This window comes from Sulfurihydrogenibium sp. (genome assembly GCF_027448985.1).
GTDB lineage: Bacteria > Aquificota > Aquificia > Aquificales > Hydrogenothermaceae > Sulfurihydrogenibium.
On record NZ_DAIDMN010000013.1, the window covers coordinates 1 to 22,887 of the forward strand.

Annotated in this window: 21 protein-coding genes and 1 pseudogene; 16 read left to right on the forward strand and 6 right to left on the reverse strand. The window is 32.3% G+C overall.

What is annotated here, in order from left to right:
* The 10 genes and pseudogenes from NE054_RS02155 to NE054_RS02200 form a co-directional block, all read left to right on the forward strand.
* Positions 1-330, forward strand: a 330-nt coding sequence (locus tag NE054_RS02155) for a KH domain-containing protein (RefSeq protein ID WP_297887874.1), incomplete at its 5' end; no start/stop codon positions are given.
* 9 nt (positions 331-339) lie between these two features.
* Positions 340-1,710 carry a magnesium transporter gene (gene mgtE / locus NE054_RS02160; protein WP_297887877.1) on the forward strand — a complete coding sequence of 457 codons (1,371 nt, stop codon included), beginning with the start codon at positions 340-342 and terminating at the stop codon, positions 1,708-1,710.
* Between the two features lie 37 nt (positions 1,711-1,747).
* The gene (locus NE054_RS02165) at positions 1,748-2,101 is read left to right on the forward strand and encodes a hypothetical protein (protein WP_297887880.1); all 354 of its coding nucleotides are present in this window, start codon (positions 1,748-1,750) and stop codon (positions 2,099-2,101) included.
* A gap of 2 nt (positions 2,102-2,103) precedes the next feature.
* Positions 2,104-3,342 carry a bifunctional 3,4-dihydroxy-2-butanone-4-phosphate synthase/GTP cyclohydrolase II gene (locus NE054_RS02170; RefSeq protein ID WP_297887883.1) on the forward strand — a complete coding sequence of 413 codons (1,239 nt, stop codon included), beginning with the start codon at positions 2,104-2,106 and terminating at the stop codon, positions 3,340-3,342.
* Positions 3,330-4,235 (forward strand): multiheme c-type cytochrome, encoded by a 906-nt coding sequence (locus NE054_RS02175; RefSeq protein WP_297887886.1) that lies wholly within the window; start codon positions 3,330-3,332, stop codon positions 4,233-4,235. The genes NE054_RS02170 and NE054_RS02175 overlap by 13 nt, the downstream gene beginning before the upstream one ends.
* A pseudogene (rimI, locus tag NE054_RS02180) lies at positions 4,225-4,626 on the forward strand (ribosomal protein S18-alanine N-acetyltransferase); the annotation flags it as partial. The gene NE054_RS02175 and the pseudogene rimI, both read left to right, overlap by 11 nt.
* Before the next feature lie 27 nt (positions 4,627-4,653).
* Entirely contained in the window at positions 4,654-5,181 is a 528-nt protein-coding gene (gene hpt / locus NE054_RS02185; RefSeq protein ID WP_297887929.1) for a hypoxanthine phosphoribosyltransferase, read from the forward strand.
* Positions 5,182-5,193: 12 nt separating this feature from the next.
* Positions 5,194-6,108: a bifunctional molybdenum cofactor biosynthesis protein MoaC/MoaB gene (moaCB, locus tag NE054_RS02190; RefSeq protein WP_297887889.1), complete on the forward strand. Its 915-nt coding sequence runs from the start codon at positions 5,194-5,196 to the stop codon at positions 6,106-6,108.
* The gene (locus NE054_RS02195; RefSeq protein WP_297887892.1) at positions 6,108-6,620 is read left to right on the forward strand and encodes a DUF4416 family protein; all 513 of its coding nucleotides are present in this window, start codon (positions 6,108-6,110) and stop codon (positions 6,618-6,620) included. The genes moaCB and NE054_RS02195 overlap by 1 nt, the downstream gene beginning before the upstream one ends.
* A complete protein-coding gene (locus tag NE054_RS02200; RefSeq protein WP_297887895.1) occupies positions 6,613-7,428 on the forward strand; it encodes an RluA family pseudouridine synthase in 816 nt (271 codons plus the stop codon). The genes NE054_RS02195 and NE054_RS02200 overlap by 8 nt, the downstream gene beginning before the upstream one ends.
* On the opposite strand, the gene NE054_RS02205 is transcribed toward NE054_RS02200, so the two are convergent.
* The 3 genes from NE054_RS02205 to NE054_RS02215 are packed head-to-tail and all read right to left on the reverse strand — an operon-like array spanning position 7,397 to position 10,387.
* Entirely contained in the window at positions 7,397-8,578 is a 1,182-nt protein-coding gene (locus NE054_RS02205; protein ID WP_297887899.1) for an anthranilate synthase component I family protein, read from the reverse strand. The two genes, NE054_RS02200 and NE054_RS02205, sit on opposite strands and share 32 nt — an antisense overlap.
* Before the next feature lie 48 nt (positions 8,579-8,626).
* A complete protein-coding gene (locus NE054_RS02210; protein WP_297887901.1) occupies positions 8,627-9,118 on the reverse strand; it encodes an SCP2 sterol-binding domain-containing protein in 492 nt (163 codons plus the stop codon).
* Between the two features lie 18 nt (positions 9,119-9,136).
* On the reverse strand, positions 9,137-10,387 hold the full coding sequence (locus NE054_RS02215; RefSeq protein WP_297887904.1) for an outer membrane protein transport protein: 1,251 nt from the start codon (positions 10,385-10,387) through the stop codon (positions 9,137-9,139).
* A 148-nt stretch (positions 10,388-10,535) separates the two neighbouring features.
* On the opposite strand from NE054_RS02215, the gene lptD reads away from it, so the two are divergent.
* On the forward strand, positions 10,536-12,545 hold the full coding sequence (gene lptD / locus NE054_RS02220) for an LPS assembly protein LptD (protein ID WP_297887907.1): 2,010 nt from the start codon (positions 10,536-10,538) through the stop codon (positions 12,543-12,545).
* On the opposite strand, the gene NE054_RS02225 is transcribed toward lptD, so the two are convergent.
* Complete coding sequence (locus NE054_RS02225; protein WP_297887910.1) at positions 12,535-12,963, reverse strand: DUF2203 domain-containing protein; 429 nt, start codon at positions 12,961-12,963, stop codon at positions 12,535-12,537. The genes lptD and NE054_RS02225 overlap by 11 nt on opposite strands.
* A gap of 106 nt (positions 12,964-13,069) precedes the next feature.
* On the opposite strand from NE054_RS02225, the gene dnaN reads away from it, so the two are divergent.
* The 5 genes from dnaN to murJ are packed head-to-tail and all read left to right on the forward strand — an operon-like array spanning position 13,070 to position 19,359.
* Complete coding sequence (gene dnaN, locus NE054_RS02230) at positions 13,070-14,158, forward strand: DNA polymerase III subunit beta (RefSeq protein ID WP_297887913.1); 1,089 nt, start codon at positions 13,070-13,072, stop codon at positions 14,156-14,158.
* A gap of 18 nt (positions 14,159-14,176) precedes the next feature.
* The gene (gyrB, locus tag NE054_RS02235) at positions 14,177-16,606 is read left to right on the forward strand and encodes a DNA topoisomerase (ATP-hydrolyzing) subunit B (RefSeq protein ID WP_297887915.1); all 2,430 of its coding nucleotides are present in this window, start codon (positions 14,177-14,179) and stop codon (positions 16,604-16,606) included.
* A 14-nt stretch (positions 16,607-16,620) separates the two neighbouring features.
* Positions 16,621-17,373 (forward strand): L,D-transpeptidase, encoded by a 753-nt coding sequence (locus NE054_RS02240; RefSeq protein ID WP_297887917.1) that lies wholly within the window; start codon positions 16,621-16,623, stop codon positions 17,371-17,373.
* Positions 17,374-17,386: 13 nt separating this feature from the next.
* Positions 17,387-17,848 (forward strand): hypothetical protein, encoded by a 462-nt coding sequence (locus NE054_RS02245; RefSeq protein ID WP_297887921.1) that lies wholly within the window; start codon positions 17,387-17,389, stop codon positions 17,846-17,848.
* Positions 17,845-19,359, forward strand: coding sequence for a murein biosynthesis integral membrane protein MurJ (murJ, locus tag NE054_RS02250; RefSeq protein WP_297887923.1), 1,515 nt, complete (start codon positions 17,845-17,847; stop codon positions 19,357-19,359). The genes NE054_RS02245 and murJ overlap by 4 nt, the downstream gene beginning before the upstream one ends.
* Here murJ and NE054_RS02255 read toward each other — a convergent pair.
* A complete protein-coding gene (locus NE054_RS02255) occupies positions 19,356-22,385 on the reverse strand; it encodes a CusA/CzcA family heavy metal efflux RND transporter (protein ID WP_297887925.1) in 3,030 nt (1,009 codons plus the stop codon). The genes murJ and NE054_RS02255 overlap by 4 nt on opposite strands.
* Positions 22,385-22,887 (reverse strand): HlyD family efflux transporter periplasmic adaptor subunit (locus NE054_RS02260; RefSeq protein WP_297887927.1); only part of this gene is annotated, 503 nt, incomplete at its 5' end. The genes NE054_RS02260 and NE054_RS02255, both read right to left, overlap by 1 nt.

The window sequence follows — 22,887 nt, forward strand, 5'->3', positions numbered from 1 at the left end:
GCAGAAATAATAAGAGAGAAAGTATTTTTCAATACAAAACAAGAAATACCATATTCAGTAGCGGTAGAAGTAGAATCTATTAAAGAAGGTGAAAAGGATAAAAACCTTCTAATAATAGATGCAATAATCTATGTAGAAAAGGATAACCATAAAGGAATAATAATAGGGAAAAAAGGACAGATGCTTAAAAAAATAGGTATGCAAGCAAGAGAAGAGTTGGAGTTTTTACTTGGTAAAAAAGTCCATCTAAACCTTTACGTAAAAGTAAAAGAAAGATGGAAAGAGGATTTACCACTTTTAAGGTCCTTAGGATACAATCAAATATCGTAGGAAAATAAAATGAGTCCTATAATCGAAGTTTTAAAAGAAACTTTAAGAAGGTCTATTCAAAAACATGATATAAAAACCATAGAAAAAGTTCTCCTAAAGTCACATAAAGGAGATATCGCTGAAGTATTTAAATATCTGTCTAAAGAAGAAAGAGTTAAGATATTTAGTATTTTGTATAAGATAAATCCGGATAAAGCCGTTAATGTCTTTACAGATTTGGACGACCTAATAAAAATAGAAATAATAAGGTCTATTCATGTAAAAGATGCTGTAGATTTTATTTTAAGATTACCAACTCCGGAAATAGCATCTATTATAGAAAACATTCCTGAGGATATAAAAAACGCTGTACTAGAAAATTTAAAAGGCGAAGAAAAAGAGGAACTCAAACATCTTCTTTCCGAAGGAGAAGATACGGTAGCTTCTTTGCTTCAAGAAGATTACATATACGTTTTAGATGTGGCAACGGTAGAAGAAGTTATCAATAAAGTTAAAGAGTATAATGAAGATAGAGAAATAATCTACATCTACATTGTAGATGAGAAAAAAAGGCTTGTTGGTGTTATATCTTTAAAGGATTTAATAATGTACCCATCAAACATTATGATAAAAGATATCATGAAAAGGGACTTAATATTTTTAAATATAAACGATACAAAAGAAGATGCTATAGAAATGTTTAAAAGATACGATTTGTATGCATTACCTGCTGTAGATGAGGAAGGTGTTTTACAAGGTGTTGTTTACATAGAAGATATAATAAACGTAATCTCAGAAAAGACAACTGAAGACTTTTTTAAAATGGCAGGAGCAAAAGAAGAAGAGTTATTTTATACAGATAAAACATTCAAAATTGCAAAGTTAAGATTGCCGTGGCTATTGATCGCAACAGTCGGTGAATTTATTACAGCTGTAATAATAAGTCTCTTTGATTATACAATATCAGAATTTGTTCAAGTCGTATTTTTTCTTCCTATGGTTGCAGCACTAAGTGGAAACATAAGTTCCCAAGCTGCAATAATAACAGCAAGAGGATTAAAAGAAGGAAGACTAACAGAAAACTCACTTGATTACCTTTTTACAGTTTTTAGAGAGTTGAAGATTGCTATTATTATAGGAATAATAATTGGAATTTTAGTCGGTGTTGTAGCATCTTTATGGATAAGTAACCACATACTTGGAATAATTGTTGCGATAGCGTTGTTTTTCAGTATAATTTTTGCTGGATTGATAGGAAGTTTGGTACCATTTATAATGTACAAATTAGAAAAAGACCCAACATTAGCTACAGGACCTTTATCTTTAACTTTGACGGACATTATAGGTATCTCTATATACCTTATCGTGGCAACATTTTTTATTCATTATTTGAAGTTGTAGTTGCAAAATTTTTGGTTTTTACTTAATATTTTAGATTATGAAAAGAATTATTTACATATTCATTGGGACAATATTAGGTTATTATGTGATAAGTAATTTTCCGATAAAGTCGTGGGAAGAGTTTAACTCTTACATTTATTCCGGAAAAAAGGAAAATTCTGAAAATACTCAAACAAATCAAGAAAATAACGACAATAATAAAAAAATAGATGTATCTCAAGAAGAAAAGAAAAAGCAGCTTAACGAAATTTTAGGAATCCAAGAAGAAGAAAAACCAAAAACCTTTAAAGATAAAGTAAAAGAAAAGTATGAAGAGATAAAACAGAAAATTGAAAATGTATTAAACAGTATTAAAATATTCTTCACAAAGCAAAATGAAAAAGGAGAATAAAGATGGAGTTTAGATTCAATACGATAGAAGAAGCTATAAAAGATATACAAGATGGGAAAATGGTTATAGTTGTAGATGACCCGGATAGAGAAAATGAAGGGGATTTAGTGGCAGCTGCCGAGAAAATAACACCTGAAATAATAAACTTTATGGCAAAAGAAGGAAGAGGTTTGATATGTTTATCTCTACTTCCGGATAGATTGAAAGAGTTGGATATACCATTGATGACTTCTCATAACACAGACCCAAAAGGAACAGCCTTTTGCCTTTCTATAGATGCACATCCCAAATATGGAACAACCACCGGAATATCCGCTTTTGATAGAGCAATAACGATAAAGCTTGCCGTTAGTCCCGATGCAAAACCGGAAGACTTCGTAAGACCAGGTCATGTGTTTCCGTTGATGGCAAAAAAAGGTGGTGTGTTGGAAAGAACAGGACATACAGAAGCATCTGTTGATTTGGCAAAATTGGCAGGGTTGTATCCAGCAGGTGTTATTTGTGAAATAATGAAAGATGACGGTACAATGGCACGACTTCCTGATTTAATGGAATTTGCAAAAAAACACAACTTAAAAATAATCACCATTGCAGATTTAGTCCAATACAGACTTAAAAGAGAAAAACTAATAAGTAGAGAAGCAGAGGCTTACTTACCTACAAAGTATGGAGTGTTTAAAATATACGGATATAAAAGCCTTGTTGATGGAAATGAACATGTAGCACTTGTGATGGGAGAAATTAATCCGGATGAACCAACTCTTGTAAGAGTCCATTCAGAATGTTTGACAGGTGATATATTCGGTTCATTGAGATGTGATTGTCAAAATCAACTACATCAAGCACTAAAAAAGATATCAGAAGAAGGAAAAGGTGTTTTAGTGTATATGAGAGGACATGAAGGAAGAGGAATAGGTATAATAAACAAACTTAAAGCGTATAAATTACAGGACGAAGGATACGATACGGTAGAAGCGAATCACAAACTCGGTTTTCAATCGGATTTGAGGGATTTTGGAACAGGAGCACAGATACTGTTAGACCTTGGTGTTAGAAAGATGAGACTTATGACAAACAATCCTAGAAAAATTGTTGCATTAGAAGGTTTTGGACTTGAAGTGGTAGAAAGAGTTCCAATTTTTACAGGAACAAATCCACATAACGAAAGATACATACTGGCTAAAAAGAATAAATTAGGACATATAATTGAGGATTTTGAGGGAGAAAAATGCGATTTATAATACCCTTGATAGGTATTTTTTTATTTTCGTGTGATAAAGTAAAAGATGTATTTCAAGAGAAAGACTTACTACAACGTCCAGTTGCTAAAAGATGTTCAGAATGTCATGAAAACATATACAACCAGTGGAAAGAGTCAAGACACGCAATGGCTTGGACAAGTGAAGAGTTTAAAAGAGCATCAGAAAATTACTCAAAAACAAAGTGTTTGTCTTGCCATGCACCTTATGAGATAACTGTTAGCGATAAACCAAATTTAAGAGATTTTCACAGAGAAGATGGAGTAAACTGTGTTGCTTGCCATTTTAGAGACTCTACAAAGTCGATGCATGGACCTTACGACGTTTTCTCACCACCACATCCATCAACTCAAGACCTTCAATACACAAAAGCAGAAATATGTTCCGGATGCCATCAAGAAACATTTAAACAATGGAAATCCGTTGCTACAGATAAAAATTGCCAACAGTGTCATATGCCTGCAGAAAAAGGAAAACTCATACAAAAATTTCCATTTGACCTGATGCACTCATCAAAAGAGGTTCATCATCACGGTTTTATGGTTCCGAAATCTAAAAAAGACTTCTTTGATGTAAAAATAGACAAAGAAAATGGTAATCTAACAGTAAAAATCATAAATCTAAAAGTTCCTCACAACGTTCCAACAGCAGACCATGGAAATCCAAAGTACTATGTAGATGTAATTTTTTATAAAAACGGTAAAGAAGTTTACAGTGATTCTCAAATGATAACACCAAAAGAAGCTTTTTTACCGAAACAAGAAAAAATCTTAACCTTTCCAGTTTCAACAGACTATGACAAAATAAAGGTAACCCTAAGTAGAAAACTTTCATGGCAAAAAGAACCAGAAAAAATTGCATCATATGACTTTTAGAGAGATAAAAAGTGAAGATATACCTTTTGTAGAATCTTTTCTAAAAGATTTATTTGGACCGGGCTTTTTATTTGAAATTTCAACATCCGACATTTACAAAACCTACATCTTGGAAAAAGATGGTGTTATAGTTGGAGTAATACAGTTTTGGAGTTTATTTGAAGAGGCAGAAATAACACTACTTGCTATAAAAAAAGAGTTTCAAAACAAAGGTTATGGTAAAATTTTACTTGAAAAAAGTATCCAATTTTTACAAAAAAACAATGTAAGATTTGTTTACCTTGAGGTTGCGGTTGATAACAAACAGGCTATAAAACTCTATGAAAAATTAGGCTTTGAACCTATCACAGTGAGAAAAGGTTACTATTCAGATGGTAAAGACGCGATAGTTATGAAAAAAAATATAAGGAGTAGCCAATTGGAGATAAAAGGAAGAAAATTAGAGCTTTTAATTAGTCAAGAGCAGATAAACCAAAAAGTTTTAGAGATTGCAGATTTGATAAATAAAGAATTTGAAGGAGAAGAGCTGTATGTTGTAGGAATCCTTAAAGGTTCCTTCATGTTTTTTGCAGACTTGGTAAGAAATTTAAAAGGTAAAGTTTATATTGATTTTATGCAAGTGTCATCTTACAAAACCGGAATGGAAAGTTTAGGAGAAGTTATCTTTATCAAAGATATGTCAATTGATATAAAAGATAAAAATGTATTGATAGTAGATGACATTATAGACACCGGAAGAACATTAAAAGCTTTAGTTGAAGCACTTAGTTTAAGGCATCCTAAAAAGTTAAAAACGGCGGTATTGTTGGATAAAAAAGAAAGAAGAGAAGTAGATTACGATGCAGATTATGCCGGATTTATAATTCCGGATAAATTCGTTGTAGGATACGGATTAGATTGGGCAGAGGAAGGAAGAAATCTTAAAGAAATTTACGCTGTAATTTAGGAGGGTTACTTTATGAAAATGGCAGATGTTTCTATGAAGTTTGAAACTATTAGAGAAGCCCAAGCTGAAGGTAAGATATACCTTTCAAAAGAAACGGTAGAAATGATAAAAAATAAACAGATACCAAAAGGAGATGTTATAACCGCTTCACAGATGGCAGGAATGATAGGAGCAAAAAAAACTCCTGAGATACTACCATTTTGTCATCCAATTTTAATAGACCAAGCTTTCGTTGAAGTTGTACTTGAAGAAGATGGAATCTATGTCAAGTCGTTTGTTAGATGTATAGGTAGAACCGGTGTAGAGATGGAAGCTTTAAATGCTGTATCAGCTGCATTGTTAAATGTTTACGATATGTGTAAAGCTTTTGATAAGAATATGGTTATATCAGATATTAAGTTAGTTTCAAAAAAAGGTGGAAAATCTGATTACGAAGAAGATTTATCCGGATTAAACTGTGCTGTTATAACACTAAGTGATAGCTGTTACAAAAAAGAAGCTGAAGACAAAAGTGGAAAAGTTGCTATAGACATAATAGAAAATGAGTTTGGGGGAAAGGTTGTTTATTACGAAGTTCTTCCAGATGAAAAAGAACTGATTATCAATAAATTAAAAGAACTTGTTGACAAAGTTGATATTGTCTTTACAACAGGAGGAACCGGATTTAGTAAAAGAGACAACACCCCAGAAGCTACGAAAGAGGTAATAGAAAAAGAGATGATAGGATTTGCCGAAGCGATGAGAATCGTTGGAATTAGATTTACTCCAAAATCTCTCTTGTCACGGGCTGTTTGTGGAATAGCAGGAGACCATACACTTATAATAAACCTACCAGGTAGTACAGGTGGAGTAAAAGATAACCTTAGAATGATAGCACCTTTATTAAAGCACGCAATCCGGATGGCAAAGGGAGAGAAAAAGCATTAATGGGGAATAAATCTCTTTTGTTGTTTGCAATTTTATGGAACGAGAATAAATTGGATAATCTACAAAAGGTGTTAGAAATTTTAGAAAAAAAGTTTGGTAAAGTTATAAAGAAAACTCCGGATTTTTCTCTTTCCTACTCTTCATATTATGAAAAAGAGATGGGACAAGGATTAAAAAAGAGCTTTTTCCTTATGGATTATTTAATAGACAAAGAAGAAAGTGTAAGTTTAAAACATTACTGTATGACTTTGGAAGATGATTTTAGAGAAAAAGGTGGTAGAACTGTTAACATAGACCCTGTTTACCTTGATGAGTACCAAGTGGTAGCCTTGAGTCATAAGTATAAAGGTTCTAGAATATACATAGGTAAAGGTGTTTATGGAGAGATGGAGCTTTTATACCATCACGGAAGTTTTCAACCACTGTTATGGACATATTTAGATTACAAGGAAAATATACCCTTTTTTAACGAAGCAAGAAAATACTTTTTAGAATGGATGGATAATGGTTAAAAAATTTTATGTGAAAAATGCATCACCGTTAAAGGATTTTGTAGCACAAAGTCTGAAAATATCAAAAAATCAGGCAAAAGACATAATAGACAGCCGGAATGTACTTGTAAACAGTAAAAGAGTATGGATAGCAACTCACAATCTAAAGGTTGGAGACGTTGTAGAGATTATAGAAAGTTCTCAAGAGAAGAAATCAGATATAAATATAATTTACGAAGATGATTATATCATCGCGGTAAACAAACCTCCAACACTTTTAAGTGATAGAGACAAAAACTCAGTAGAACAGATTTTAAGGGATAAATTAAAAAACGAAAAAATAAAAGCCATCCACAGACTTGATAAAGAAACTTCCGGAATACTTCTTTTGGCAAAGGATTTTAAAATATTTGAAAGATTTAAAGATTTATGGGAAGACAAAAACGTTTTTAAACTATATCTTGCGATATCTCACAACGAAGCTACCTTTACGAATTTAACAATTAATTCAGAAATAGATGGAAAACCGGCTATAAGTCATGTAAAACTACTAAAAAAAGGAAACGGATTTTCCTACTTTCAAGTAAGAATAGAAACCGGAAGAAAACATCAGATAAGAAAACACTTGGCAAGTGTAAGACATCCGGTTGTCGGAGATAAAGTTTATGGAGTTAAAAAACTTGAGAATAATCTTATTAAAAGAGTAAGCCGTCAGATGCTACACTCTTATAAACTATCTTTCTTCCACCCATACAAAAATCAAAAGATAGAATTAATGGCACCAATTCCACCGGATTTTAGAAATGTACTAAACTTTCTAAATTTATAAAACGGTTATCAATAGCCTGTAAGTTAGCCTTTGCTTTTAAAATTGTCTCTTCCCATTCATTTTGGGGGTCTGAGTCTGCTACGATTCCACTTCCAACATAGATATAACCTTTATCTTTTTTAAATAAAATCTGTCTAATTGCAACACTCATAACAAAGTCTAAATCCGGATTGATTAAAACGGTTGCACCGCAGTAAACTGACCTTCTTTTGTCTTCTAACTTTTCTATTATCTCCATAGCCCTTTTTTTTGGTGCTCCCGTTACCGAGCCCGGTGGAAAAGTGTTTGTTATTATATCTTCAATAGATAAATTTTCTTTTAAAACACCTTTTACAGTTGAACTCATTTGGTATAAAGTGGTGTATTCAGATATCTCAAACAGATTTTCTACGGTTATATTTTTCGCTATCTTTCCAAGGTCATTTCTCATAAGGTCTGTTATCATAAGATTTTCCGCTTGCTCTTTTTGACTGTTTTTTAGGTCTTCTTTTAACTTTTGGTTTAAAATTGGATTTTCTGTTTTTTTTCTTGTTCCTTTTATAGGTTTTGTGGTAATTTTATTGCCTTTTTTTTCTAAAAAAAGCTCCATTGAACCGGATATAAGACTAAAATCCGGATTTTTTATATACATCATGTAGTCTGTAGTTTGTACATTTATCAAATTAAAAAATATACTTTCTTTATAGAAAAACCCTTCTAAGTCAATCCGGTGAGACAAGTTTATCTGATAGAACTCTCCGTTTTCTATATACTTTTTTGCTATTTCTACCTTTTTTATAAATTCTTCTTTCGTTGTTGTAAAACCTATTTTTTTTACTTTAGAAAAGTTGTTTATATCTCTTATATTTACCTTTCTAAACTTTCTATGAAACTCTAAATATATCAGTGGAAAATTTGTATCGTCTTTTTTGAGATGTTTTTCAGTTAAAATAAAGTCGTTGTAATCGTATGAGATAAATCCACATGCATAAAGTCTATGTCTCTTTACAATGTTTTCAGCAATTTTAATAGGGTGTTTTGTTTTTATAAGGTTATCGTTTAAGTAAACTCTATTTCTATAAACTTTAAGTGTAAAAGTAGGTTTTTCAAACAAAAAAAGTCCTTCTTCCTTTAACCAACCACCTTTAGAACCACTAAAAATATAAATCATAAAAGATATTATAAAAGATATCTCTCCCTTTCGGGAGAGATGTTAAAATTAAGGACAACTATCTGAATGAGGAACTTTTCCAAGTCCTAATAGAAACGCTTTAAATGGTTCCATAAATTTCATAGCTTCAACTTTCGAACCTTGGAAAGTCATTTTAGACATGATTCCCATTCCCATAAATCCAAATTCACCTTTAGCCAAAGACTTCCAGTTTTGGTCTGTTGCATACATCACAAACTCCGGATTAGGGTCTTTTGCTTCTCCACCGTATATGCAAACAGCTTTACCATTTTCATACTTTATTCTTACTTCCACTTTTTTAGGTGGGTTACAGTCCTGTCTGTAAAACTGGATGGTTTTATAACCTTTTTCCTTCTTTACATTGTATTCAGCCCATTCTGCCATGGTTGTCTGTAAATTTTGATTCCAGTAATCACAGAACTTTTTAGTCCATTCCGGACCCATCCACGGGTCTGCCCCATAAGACAAACCAGCCAAAGAAAGGGACATAACAGCCCCAACTACAACTCTTCTATACATAACTCCACACCTCCAACCTTAGAAAGACCATCTTAAAGCTATACCAATTTCATTTTGAGCATTTTTAGCCCCAACCGTTGCATTATAACAACCACTCATATCACAGTACTGCCCAGAAGATTCAACTTTTTTCTCAAAGGCATGGACATAAGCTAAATCAACTGCAAAGTTTTTAGTAAATTGATAATTTCCACCAAAAGATATATGATGCTCCGTGATTGCAGGGAATCCTATTAAGTTAAACCATTGAACGTTAAAGTCAGAGAAAGGTTGAACAAAGTTAGGGATTGTATTCGTTGGCATGCCATTTAATCCGGAGTAACTTCTTATTGGAGATTTTCCGTAGTTGTATCCGGCTCTGAGTTTTAATGATGGACTTACCTGATACTCTCCACCTATTGCAACCACTGTTTGGTCTTTCCATTTAAACTGTTTGTACCCATCTGCATCTGACCAGTTAATCCATCTTAAATCCAATCCTACTTTTAAGTTTGGCATAACTTTATAACCAAGACCAACAGCTACTTCTTGAGGTTGTTGTAATTTTAAATCTTCATAAGAACCATCGTTATTTGAGTCAAAAACATGTTTATATTTCATACTTACAGGAGATTGATAGTTGAAACCTACGGATAAATCACCCATCTGATAACCTAAACCTATCTGAGCACCTATACCGTAAGAAGAAGACTGTCCACCACCAGCATTCCAACATTTCGTTCTATTGTCACATAAAGTTGCTCCCATATCGAGAGAACCCCATGCTAAGTCTAATCCAAAACCAACAGAAAGGTTTGGATTTATTTGATATGATATTGCAGGAATAATTCTCATAAACTGGAGTGTTGTATGCATGTTTGCAAGATTTTGGTCTTTGTTTCTATAGTCCACACCCATACCAGATACACCGTAAGCTGCAATACCAACTACAACTTTGTCATTTATTCTATTTGTAATACCAATTTCAGGAACTGTAAAGAAGTTTGCTCTTGAAGATACATATCCTGAATCATTACCACCCATATTTACTCTTCCTTTTACATCCGGCATAAAGAGTATTCCACCAAAGCTTACTGTAAATCCTTTTTCAGTGTTCATCCATGCTGGGTTTCTAAAGATTGAGTCGATAGAACCTATAGGCATACCTACACCTAAACCACCCATTGCTTGAGAAGCTGGAGTAACACCTATCATATTATCTCCGTTTGTTGCAAAGGCTGACCCTGCTGCCACCGCCAAGATTGCCGATGCTGCAAGTACTTTTCTCATAATACTAACCTCCTATAATTTAATAAATTTTTTATTTACGGTAAACATTGAATACAAAAATTGTAAGGTTGTCAAACACTAACCAAATGTAATGGTTTGTTATGCTATAATTGTTTTTCCTGAAAAAGATAAGCTTTGAGAGTTGTTAATGAGATTTATATTTTTATTTCTATTGACTTTTTTTGTTTTTACATACGGAGAAGTTAACAACGTTTTAATAGAGTCTGATAGTGTAGAGAGAGATAAAGATGATGTTATTACAGCTAAGGGTAATGTTGTAATTACCTACTTTGATAAAGTTTTAAAATCAGATACAGTTATATACGATGCAAAAAATAAAAAAATAACTCTTCCTGAAAAGTTTTACATTAAAACAAAAACCTTTGAAGGAACAGGGAGTAAAGGATGGTTTAACACAGAAAGTGATGAAGGTGAGATTTTTGACTACGAAGGAGTCGTTGATGGTAAATACTCAGTCAGAGGAAAGTATTTAAAAAAAGTTAAAGATACTTACTATTTTAACGATGGAGAGTTTTCTGCTTGTCCTTTTACCCAATACGATTGGAATATAAAGGCTTCATCTGGAAATCTAAAAGAAAACGATAGATTAAAAGCTTACAATATGACTTTCCGGTTTTGCAAAATTCCTATTTTTTATACTCCTTTCTTCTCTTATCCTACCGTAGATAGAAAAACTGGATTACTCCAACCAATAGTAGGACAGGACACCTATAACACTTTTATATACAAACAACCTGTCTTTTGGGTTATAAACGACAGCTCTGATATGACTTTAACAACAGATTACAGAAACAAGCAAGGATTTGGTCTGTCTACAGAGTATAGAAAACTCTTTGAAAAAGGTGTTTATCTAAATGCTCAAATTGATGCGTTCAAAGAAAAATCCAACGGCTCATGGTGGCAAAACAGAGACAAAACGCCAGTTACAAACAGATGGAGATTAAGGTTAGAATCAAACTACTCTCCTTTTAACAAGTGGCAGATTTTTACAAAGATAGATATTCCAAGTGATAAATACTTCTTTGAGGATTTCTACAATTTTTCTTTTTTAAAGTATACAGCGTTCACTCAATCTTACATTGTAGGTAGAACACAAACAAAAGACTACCTTCTTGAAACCAACATAAACTACTTTTACGACCTAACAGCTCCAAACAACAAACAAACCCTTCAAAGACTTCCGGAAGTAAGATTTTATTGGAAAGAAAAACAACTTCTTAATCTTCCTATATTCTATGATTTCTTATCTGAATCAACATACTTTTACAGACAAGAAGGAACCAGTGGATTAAGATTTGACAACACATTAAGACTGTCTAACTACACTTATTTTGGCAAAATTTTAAACAACTTCCAGATATCTCCAAAATTCACTTTGTACCTAAATACAAAAGATACAAACACCTTAGATACAAGATTTTTAATTCCTTTTAAAAACACCACCCAAACAACATTCATAAAAAATTACTCTTCTTTTAGCCATTTGATTATTCCTCAAATATCTTTTGAATATATTTCAAAAGTGAACCAATCAAACCTTCCTTACTACGACAAAGCAGACAGAATAAACGAAAAAGAAGATGTGGACTTTACTTTGTATAACATATTAAACTTTAAAAATGACTACTTTCTTAGATGGGAGTTATCGCAAGGTTATTCTCTTTTAGATTACTACTACATCGGAGATACCAAATATAACAACCGTACAAAATCCTTAAAAAATAGTATTTTTATGAATATAAAAGGATATAGTCTTGATAGTGTTCTTTACTATGATTGGGATAAAAAGAACATTGCAAGAACCGTTTCAACAGCTTCCATTCCTATAAACAAGTATATAAACTACTCTGTTTCTTATATAGAAGACAAAGGAGATTCCGGACAGAACCGTCAGTTATCTAACTCTTTGTCAATAAATTATCTTAACTATGCTTTCAGCGGATACATACTTACAAATTTACAGCAAAATTATACACAAAGAAAGTTCTTCACCTTCAACTGGAACAGGGGATGCTGGAGTCTATCCTTAGGTTATCTGGATGACTACAACATAACCACACAAAAACATTACAAAACAATATATGTCATGATTAACATATTAGACATACACTATAAGTTTCCTTTTGTTAGAAATTGAAATAGCTCTTATTTGGTTTTCCTTTTAGTAAAGATATAGGCTTTCTTCCTCTAAAACCTTCGTGGATTCCATGCCAGTAGAGTATCTCTTCTTCGTCTTCCTTCCAACATAAAAATATCTCTTCTCCATCGTTTTGAGCCGGAAAATCTACTATAACTGGGTCTATACCTTTTACCAGTACACCAAAGTTTTGAATGGTATCTATAAGCTCTTTTATTTCTGATTCTAAAATTCTTATCATACTTTTTGCATACATCATTTCCAACTCTTCTCTGTCTGTTCTTTCAACTTCCGATAGTTCTTCGTATCTCATAATGTTGTAGTAGATTTCATCTCTTTTTTCAGCTATTTCTTCCACTAAAACTTTTATTTGAGGTAAAATTGCGTTAGCTTCTCTTACAGAAAAGTATCTTATCATATCAAACCTCCAATAAATTTGACTTTTATAATATCATAAAAACAAAAATTTTTTTCTATGATGAAAATGGTAAAATATTATAATCAAATTAGTCAAGGGGTCTTCTATGAAGGTTAACGTAGATAAAAAGAGTTTTCAAGAAGCGGTTAAAAAAGTGATAGCTGAAAAGAAAGCTGCTTTACCTATACTTACAAACTTTCTTTTGAAAGCACAAGATGGAAAGTTAATAATCCAAGGAACAGACCTTGAAGTATATACAACTTACTGGATAAACGCAGACGTGGAAGAAGAAGGGCAGGTATGTGTAAATGCAAAGAAATTAATGGATATATCAAAAGTTTTACCATCGGCAGAAGTTAGTATATTTACAGATAAACAAAATCTGAAAATAACATCAGGAAAAACCAAATACTCTTTGGCAACTGTAGACCCGCAGGACTTTCCAACCTTTGAAAACTTTCCAGCTGACATTGCTGTTAGCATAGCAGGAAATATCCTTTTAAAAGGTATTACTAAAACCGCTTATGCTGCATCAAAAGATGAAAGTAGATTTGCACTAAACGGTGTTTGTTTTTCATTTACCAACAGCCATATAGACTTTGTAGCGACTGATGGACACAGGTTAGCATTGTACAAAGGAGAAATAACAGGAAAAACGTTGGAAGGAAAATATACAGTTCCACAAAAAGCGTTAGCTGAAATCAAAAAACTTGTTTCTGAGTACGAAGATGTAGAAGTTTCAATATCCGGAAGTAGTATTTTCTTTAAAGGTTCAAACTGGATGATGTCAGCAAGACTTTTAGAAGGTGTTTTTCCAGATTACACTCAAGTAATACCATCTTCTTTTAACATAAAAGTAGAAGTAACAAAAGGAGAATTTTTAGATTCCGTAAAAAGAGTTGTAGTAGCAGAGGAGAGTGATGCAAAACCCATTAAAATAACTTTAAAAGAAGGTAAAATGATAATATCTACTCCTACATCAGAAGATACTTTTGCAGAAGATGAAATAGATATAGATTACCAAGGAGAAGAGTTTGAAATAGGTTTTAACGGTAAATATATTATAGAAGCTATAGATGAAATTGAGGATAGTGTAGTAGTTATAAAATTCATAAACAAAGATAGTCAAACTGTTATAGTTCCAAAAGATGAATCTGAGCCTTATTTAGCTCTTGTTATGCCAATGAACATTTAATAGATAGGAGGTTTTATCTTGGAAGAAATCAAAAACGAAAATATAGATTACTCAGCTGAAGCTATTCAAGCTGTAACAGGTCTTGACCACGTAAGAGCAAGACCTGCCATGTACATTGGAGATATAGGAGAAAGAGGACTTCACCATCTTGTGTGGGAGATTCTTGATAACGCAGTTGACGAAGCGATGGCAGGTTTTGCAAAAAATATATCAGTTATAATCCATCAAGATGGCTCCATAACGGTAGAAGATGATGGTAGAGGTATTCCGGTAGATGTACACCCAGAGTTTAAGATTCCGGCTGTTGAGATGGTATTTACAATCCTTGGAGCTGGAGGTAAGTTTTCTAAAAAAGCCTATCAGTATTCAGGTGGGCTACACGGTGTAGGTGCATCGGTTGTTAACGCTCTTTCTAAATGGCTTGTTGTTGAAGTCTATAGAAACGGAAAAATATACAGACAAGAGTACTCCTACGGAAAACCAATCACCCCTTTAAAGGTTGTAGGTGATACAACAAAAAGAGGAACAAAAGTAACCTTTAAACCTGATGACTCTATATTCGAAACAACAAATATCAAATTTGATATCATTCAAAAAAGAGTTAGAGAGTTGGCTTTTTTAAATCCGGGAGTGAGATTTGTTGTAATAGATGAAAGGAAAGATATTAAAGAAGAGTTTTACTTTGAAAACGGAATAGTTGACTTTGTAAAAGTTTTAAACCAAGCAAAAGAACCTTTATTCGACGAAGTTATCTATGTAAAAGGAGAAAAAGACGGAGTATTAGTTGAGGTTGCGTTTCAATACACAAAAAGTTATAACGAAGTTATAGAAAGTTTTGTTAACAATATTAAAACTGTAGAAGGAGGAACCCACGTATCCGGATTTAGAGCAGCCTTAACAAGGTCTATGAATAAAACTCTTTCTGGAATGAAACTACCAAAAGAGTTAAAATCCGGAATAAGTGGAGATGACCTTAGAGAAGGTCTTACGGCTGTTGTATCTGTAAAAGTACCAGAGCCACAGTTTGAAGGACAAACCAAGACGAAGCTTGGTAATCAAGATGTTAAAAGAGTAGTTGAATCAGTGGTGGGAGATTATCTACTTGAATACTTTGATAAAAATAAAGATATAGCCCTAAAAATAGCGGAAAAAGCAATAGAAGCTGCTATTGCAAGAGAAGCAGCAAGAAAAGCAAAAGAGATGTCAAGAAGAAAATCTTTCCTTGAAGATAGCTCCCTTCCGGGAAAACTTGCAGACTGTTCTGAAGATGACCCAACAATCTGTGAACTGTTTATAGTTGAGGGAGAATCAGCCGGAGGTTCGGCAAAACAAGGAAGAGACAGAAGAACTCAGGCAATACTACCTTTAAAAGGTAAAATACTAAACGTAGAAAAAGCAAGAATAGATAAAATTCTATCAAACGAGGAAATAAGAGCGATAGTAAACGCCATCGGAACCGGAATAGGACTACCTATAAAATCCGAAGACGAAGAAAAAAAAGAAGATGAAGGATTTGACCTATCAAAACTCAGATACCATAAAATAATTCTTATGGCAGATGCAGACGTTGACGGTTCTCACATAACAACACTTCTTTTAACACTGTTTTACAGATTCTTCCCTCAAATAATAGAAAATGGGCACCTATACATCGCTCAACCACCTTTATACAAGCTAAAAAAAGGTCGTTCTGAAATGTACGTTAAAGATGACGATGAACTAAACAAAATCATTATAGATTTTGCAACAGATGAAATAGCCATAGAAGGAAAAAATCTAAGCAAAACACAGTTAAAAGAGATATCAAAACTTGCAAAAGAGTATAAAAATCTAAAAGAAAGTCTCTATAAAAGAAAAGACAAAGTTGTAATAGATACTTTAATTGGTTTAAACATCACTGAAGATGATATAAGAGATGAAGAAAAAGTAAAACAAATAATCCAATCATTAAAAGAAAAACTTCCTACTTACGAAATCTATTATAAATTCAACAAAGAAGAGGCAGACTATGAGATATTTATAGAAAGACAAGAGAGATTTTCAAAGTTTGTAAACAAAGTTGATATAGACTTTTTATCGTCATACTCTTACATAAGAATAAAAGAGATAGAAAAACAACTTACAGATATATTGGGACAACTTCCTGTTGAAATCAGTTATAAACAAAAAAGTGTGAAAGTAGAAGACTTTGATAATCTTTTTGATGCAATATATGAAGCCGGAATATCCGGATGTGAAATACAAAGATACAAAGGTCTTGGAGAGATGAATCCGGAACAACTTTGGGAAACTACCATGAACCCAAAAACAAGAAGACTACTACAAGTTTCCATAGAAGATGCAGCGTTGGCAGATGAGGTGTTTTCAATACTCATGGGAGAAAAAGTAGAACCAAGAAGAGACTTCATTATGAAGTATGCAAAAGAGGTAAGGAATTTGGATATTTAATCCGAAAAAGTATTATGAAAAAGATTTTACTATTTTTAGTTTTAGTTTTTATAATAAGTGTTGCCAAAGCGGAAAGGTTAGAAGTTTACGGTTTTGACCAAGAGTTGATAAAACTAAAAGGAATCTACTTTATAAAAAATTTAGAAGTGTTTGAATTGGACGGAAATTCATTTGGAAAAGATTATAAATATAAAACAGACAAAGATGCAACCTTTGTAGATTTGGCTTATCAATTAAAAGTAAGCTATTACGAACTGAAAGAGGCAAATCCGGATGTAAATCCCTTTAAAGTCCCTAAAAACATTTATATAAAAATACCTTTAAAAAAACAGCTTCCGGAAAACTATCAATTAAACACAGTCTATGTTTCACTACAAGACCATAGACTTTATTTACCTGTTGAAATAGATGGGAAAAGGTATGTTATCACCTTTCCGGTAGGTTTAGGAGACGAAGAGTTTCCTACACCAAAAGGAGAGTTTTCAATAACAGAAAAAAAAGTAAATCCGGATTGGGTCGTCCCACCAAGTGCTAGGAGAAACAATCCAAACCTTCCTCCCGTCGTTCCATTCGGAAGCCCAGAAAATGGTCTTGGAACAAGAGCGTTAAGGTTAAACAACTCCTCTTACATGATACACGGAACAAGTAAGAAAAGTGAAAAAGGTGTAGGAATGAATATCAGCTATGGATGTGTAATTTTAAGAAACGAAGATATAGAAAGACTTTATCAATTGGTAGATTTAAATACAAAAGTTGTAATATACTAAAAAGGAGATATTCATGGGAAGATTTATCTTCAGTCTAATTTTGATAACAAACTTGACTTTTGCAATGTCTCAAAAACAAGACAAAGAAGTGATAAAAGTGGTTAAAAATAACAATGTTCAAGAAGTACAAAAAATAGAAGGTGTTAACTTTTTTACAGAAAAATCTTCCTATAAAAAGGGTGAAAATGTATGTTTTATTTTGGAAAACAAATCAAATGACGAAATTTTCCTTCCTTCATCGGCTCCTTACGCTATTTTTGATAAAAATAAGCCTGAAGTTGCCATTTTTTCTCCTATTGCAACTCAGGTAATTACTACTGTAAAACCCAATGAAAGAAAACAGTTTTGTTGGAATCAGAAAGATATAGAAGGTACAGAAGTCCCATCAGGAGATTACTTTGCAAGGATAACTATTTTTGATAAAAGTGGTAAAAAATATTTTTTAAAAGCGGACTTTAGTATAAAACTTAAATGAACTTTATAAAAAATACAGTAGTATTCTCAATTGCAACCTTTATCAGTAGAATATTAGGATATTTAAGAGATGCGGTAGTTGCGTACTACTTTGGTTCAAATCAGTTAACTGACGCATTTTATGTTGCATGGAGACTTCCTAACACTCTCAGACAGCTTGTTGCTGAAGGTAGCTTCAATGCAGCTTTTATACCTATTTACACTCAAGAGTATCAAAAATCACCACAAAATGCAAAAGAGTATGCCGCATCTTTATTTAGTTACTACACAATAGTTCTGTCTGTAATAACAGTTTTTGTGGTAATATTTGCAGAAGGTTTTGTTAAAATAATAGCACCTGGTTTCTCGGAAAAAGGTAATCTAAAACTAACAGCGGAGCTTGTTAGAATAGTATTTCCTTACCTTATACTTATAGGTTGGACCTCTTTTTTTATGGCTCTTCTAAATACAAAGGACAGATTTTTTATTCCCGGTGTTGCTCCAGCTTTGCTTAATCTTTCTTTTATATTCAGTTCTGTTTTTTTATCATCATACATGGGAATATACGCCTTAGCAGTAGGAGCTTTATTGGGAGGATTACTCCAATTTTTACTTCAGATGCCTCAAACTTATAAAGAAGGTCTTTTATTTAAACCCACTTTAAAAAAACATCCACAAATAAAAACCACATTAAAAAAAATTATTCCAGCTTTTGCTTCTTTTGGAATAAGTCAATTTTCTTTTGTAATAGATACTATTCTTGCGTCTTTTTTATATGCAGGTGCTATCACATATTTATATTACGGTAATAGAATCTTTCAATTGCCGTTAGGACTTTTTATAATAGGTCTTGGGAATGCTTTACTTGTATCTTTATCTAAACACTATGCGGAAAAAAACTTTCAAGCTTTCAGTAAAGACTTAACTCTGAGTTTTAAAATGTCTATATTTGTATCATTACCGGCTATGGCTGGTATGATATTTTTAGGAAAAGAGATAATAGATGTTTTACTTGTAAGGGGTGCATTTACTGCAAACGATGCAGTGTTAACTTACTACGCTCTTGTAGGATACGCTCTTGGTCTTTTAGGATACGCTTTTACAAGACCTTTTAAAAGTGCATTCTTTGCAATGGGAGATACAAAAACACCTCTTTTATCTACAGCTGTAGGATTATTAGCAAGTATCTTGATGGCATTGTTATTTACTTTTGTTTTTAAATGGGAAGTGTTTGGACTTGCTTTAGCATCTTCCTTCGGAGCTTATGTTAATTCTATTTATCTTTACATTAAATACACATATCCTGTAGATTTAAAAAGTGTATTTATATCGTTGTTAAAAAATTTATTTTCAACTACTACGATGGTTTTAACTATTGAAGTTTTAAAAGTATTTAGTCCAAATATCTTTTTGACAGTTTTTTTTGGTATACTCATCGGAGCTTTAACCTTCATAACATCTAATCTTATTCTTAAAGAAGATTCAACTATCTTATTCTTTAACCTCATAAAAAAGAAGTTAAACCGTATTTAAACTTCTTTTACTTCTACAAATTTTAGTAGTCTTGGGAAGAATAAAAGTAACAGTATGGTTCCAACAAACATACCTCCAACAACAACAACAACAGCCAAAGGTTTTTGAACTTGACTACCAACACCATGAGAGATTGAAGCTGGGAATAAACCAACAGAAGCGGTTAATCCGGTAATTAAAATGGATCTGAATTTTTCCTTTATAGTTTTGTTTACAGCTTCTTCTCTATCTAAGCCAAACCTTACAAAGTTAGAGTATGTAGAAAGCAATATATTTGCATTTAGTACTGCTATACCTAAAATAGATATAAAACCAACGGAAGCCGATACACTTATTGGCTCTCTCCATAAAAGTAAAAATAGTAAACCACCAAAAATTGCATAAAGAGGAGAAATAAGAATAATAAAGGTATTTTTGAGTGAACCATTTATTATAAATAGTATTACAACTATTATAAACAGTGTAAATCCTATTGATATTTTAAGTCTTTCAAAAGCTTGTTGCATCTGCTCAAACTGACCAGACCAACTTATAAAGTATCCTTCAGGAAGTTTTATATCTTTTATTGACTCTTGGGCTTTTGCTACGGTTCCGGCTAAGTCTTTAGATTCAACAGAAAATTTTATAGGAATATACCTTCTATAACCTTCTCTGTATATAAACGATGCTCCTGTATCGTAGTAAATGTTTGCAACTTTTGAAACCGGAATGAAAGAGCCATCTTGTAATATAATTGGTATATTTTTTATATCTTCTATACTATCTCTGTATTTATCCGGAAACTTAACTACAAGGTTAAAAAATTTATCCTCTTCCATAATTTGAGTTATAAATCTTCCATTTAAAGACGATTGAATTACATCAAGAATATCATTTACTGTAAGATTATACAAAGCTGCTTTTTCTCTATCTACCTGAATTATTAAATTTGGTTGTCCTAACTCCTCAAAAATCCCTACATCTACTATTCCCGGAACTTTTTTAATCTTATCTGCTACCTCATGAGCTTTTTCCGTAAGAATTTTTAAATCTGGACCAAAAATTTTAACAGAGTTTTCACCTTTTACTCCTGACATCGCTTCATCAAGGTTATCTTGGATATACTGAGATAGGTTTATATCAAAGTTAGGAAATCTTTGCCTTATTTTTTCTCTTATCTCTTTTTCTAACTCTTCTTTTGTTATGTTTCTTGTCCATTTATCGTAATCTTTTAGCTTAACAAAGTATTCGCTGTTAAATGGTCCTGATGGGTCTGTCCCATCTTCTGGTCTTCCTACTTGAAACTCTACCTGTTCCACTTCATCAAATGATAAGAATATGTTCTTTATTTCTTTTGCGTTTTCATATGATTTTTTCAACGAAATTGTGTAAGGGAATATTACCCTTGCGTATATGTTACCTTCATCCATTTTAGGTAAAAATTGAGCTCCTAAGATTTTAAATAACAGTACAGCTCCTATAAAAACAATCAAAGTTCCAACTGTTGCTGTTTTTACATTTATCTTATTTACTAACTTCAAGTAAAACTCTTCTAAAAGAATAAAGAATTTAAATTTTCTTTCATGACTTTTCTTTAAAAACAGATAGGAAGCTGCCAAAAGATAAGTAAATGTTAAAATTAAAGCAAAAGTTAAAGCGTAAATATAAGTTTTAGCCATAGGCATAAATATTTGAGATTCTGAACCTTTCATTGTAAAAAGAGGAATAAACGCAAGAAGTATGATAATCATAGAGAAAAATATTGGTTTTGCTATCTGATTAACATTTTCACTTAGAGCTTGAAGATGATTTTTTCCTTCATCTTTAAGTCTGAAATAATTTTCTATAAATACCAAAGGAATGTCTACAATGATACCAAAATCGATAGCACCGATAGAAAGTAGATTTGCAGATTCCTTATTTATTGTCATAACAGTTAAAGTGTAGAGTAAAGAGATAGGTATTATTGAAGCAACTATTAAGGCTGACCTTATCTCTCCTAAAAATATAAGAATTACAACCAACACAAGCACTATGCCGGTAACTGCTGTTTCTGAGATTTTATGAATAACCTTATCAATGAGTTCTTGTTTGTCGTAGAATGGAACAATTTTCACATCTTTAGGTAAGATTACACTGTTTAAGTAATCTATTTTTTCGTGTAACCTCTTTAAAGCTGGAATACTTTTCTCATTTTTCCTGAGAACAACAACGCCCATAACAATATCTTCATCGTTGTTTAATCCTACGTATGCAGTTCTTGGAAGGTGTGAAATTTGAACATCAGCTATGTTTTTAACAAGGATAGGAATATTGTTTTTATAGCCTATTACTGTATTTTCTATATCAACAATACTTTTAATTAATCCTATACCTCTGATGTTGTAGTATTGGTCTCCAAACTCTAAAACTCTTCCACCTACGTTTACATTACTTTTTGATACTTGGTCAATTACTTGGGATAATGGTATTTTGTACTCTATTAATTTTTCCGGATGAACTGTGATTGAGTAAGCTTTTATTGAACCACCATAACTTGAAACCGTTGCTACCCCCGGAACTGTTTGAAGATTCCTTGCCACTATCCAATCTTGAATAGTTCTTAAATCTACTAAAGGTCTGTTTCCTTTAACTCTATATCTCATTACTTCTCCGATTGGACTTGGATTTATAGATGGAGACACATTAGGAGGAAGGTTTACTTGGGCTAATCTGTTTAAAACCTCTTGTCTTGCTTCTTTATAACTTACATCAAAAGAGAACCTACATTTTATGTCAGACAGCCCATACAAAGATATACTGTAAATATTTTCCAATCCTGACATTCCTGCCAAAGCAACTTCCAACGGGATTGTTATTTGCTTTTCAACTTCTTCAGCAGACCTTCCTTCGTAAACTGTAACTATCTCTACTATTGGTGGAGATGGGTCAGGAAAAACTTCTATGTTAAGCTGTCTAACTATAAACAAAGAAGAAGTGATAAGTATAAAATTAATTAAAAGTATTGCAACAGCATTTTCAACTACAAATTTAAAAACTCTATGCATTACTCACCCTCAATGTTAATCGCATTTAGGATTACTTTGTCATCTTTACCAATACCATCAACTATCGCGTATTTATCGTTTTCTGAATCTCCTATAACTTCAATCTCTTTCTTTATAATCTGTCCATCTTTTAAAAGATAGACATAAAACTTATTATCTTTAAAAATGATTGCATTCTTAGGAATGGATGGATATTTATCTAATGGCTTAACTACTTTTATATTTACAAACATATTAGCTTTTAGGTTTTCTGTTTTGTAAGGTTTTATATATACCTTTATTGTTTTTGTATCCGGATCTAAAACATCAGATATATAAAAAACTTCTCCTGGTAAAATAGATTTATCATCAAGAATTATATCAACCTTATCTTTCAGTGAAAATAGTTTAATATCTTTTTCATATATATTTGCTACTATTATGAATTTAACTCTAATTTCCAATTTAAATAATTTTAAAACAAACCAAGACAAGTAGCAAAACTTAAAGCTAAAATGAAGAA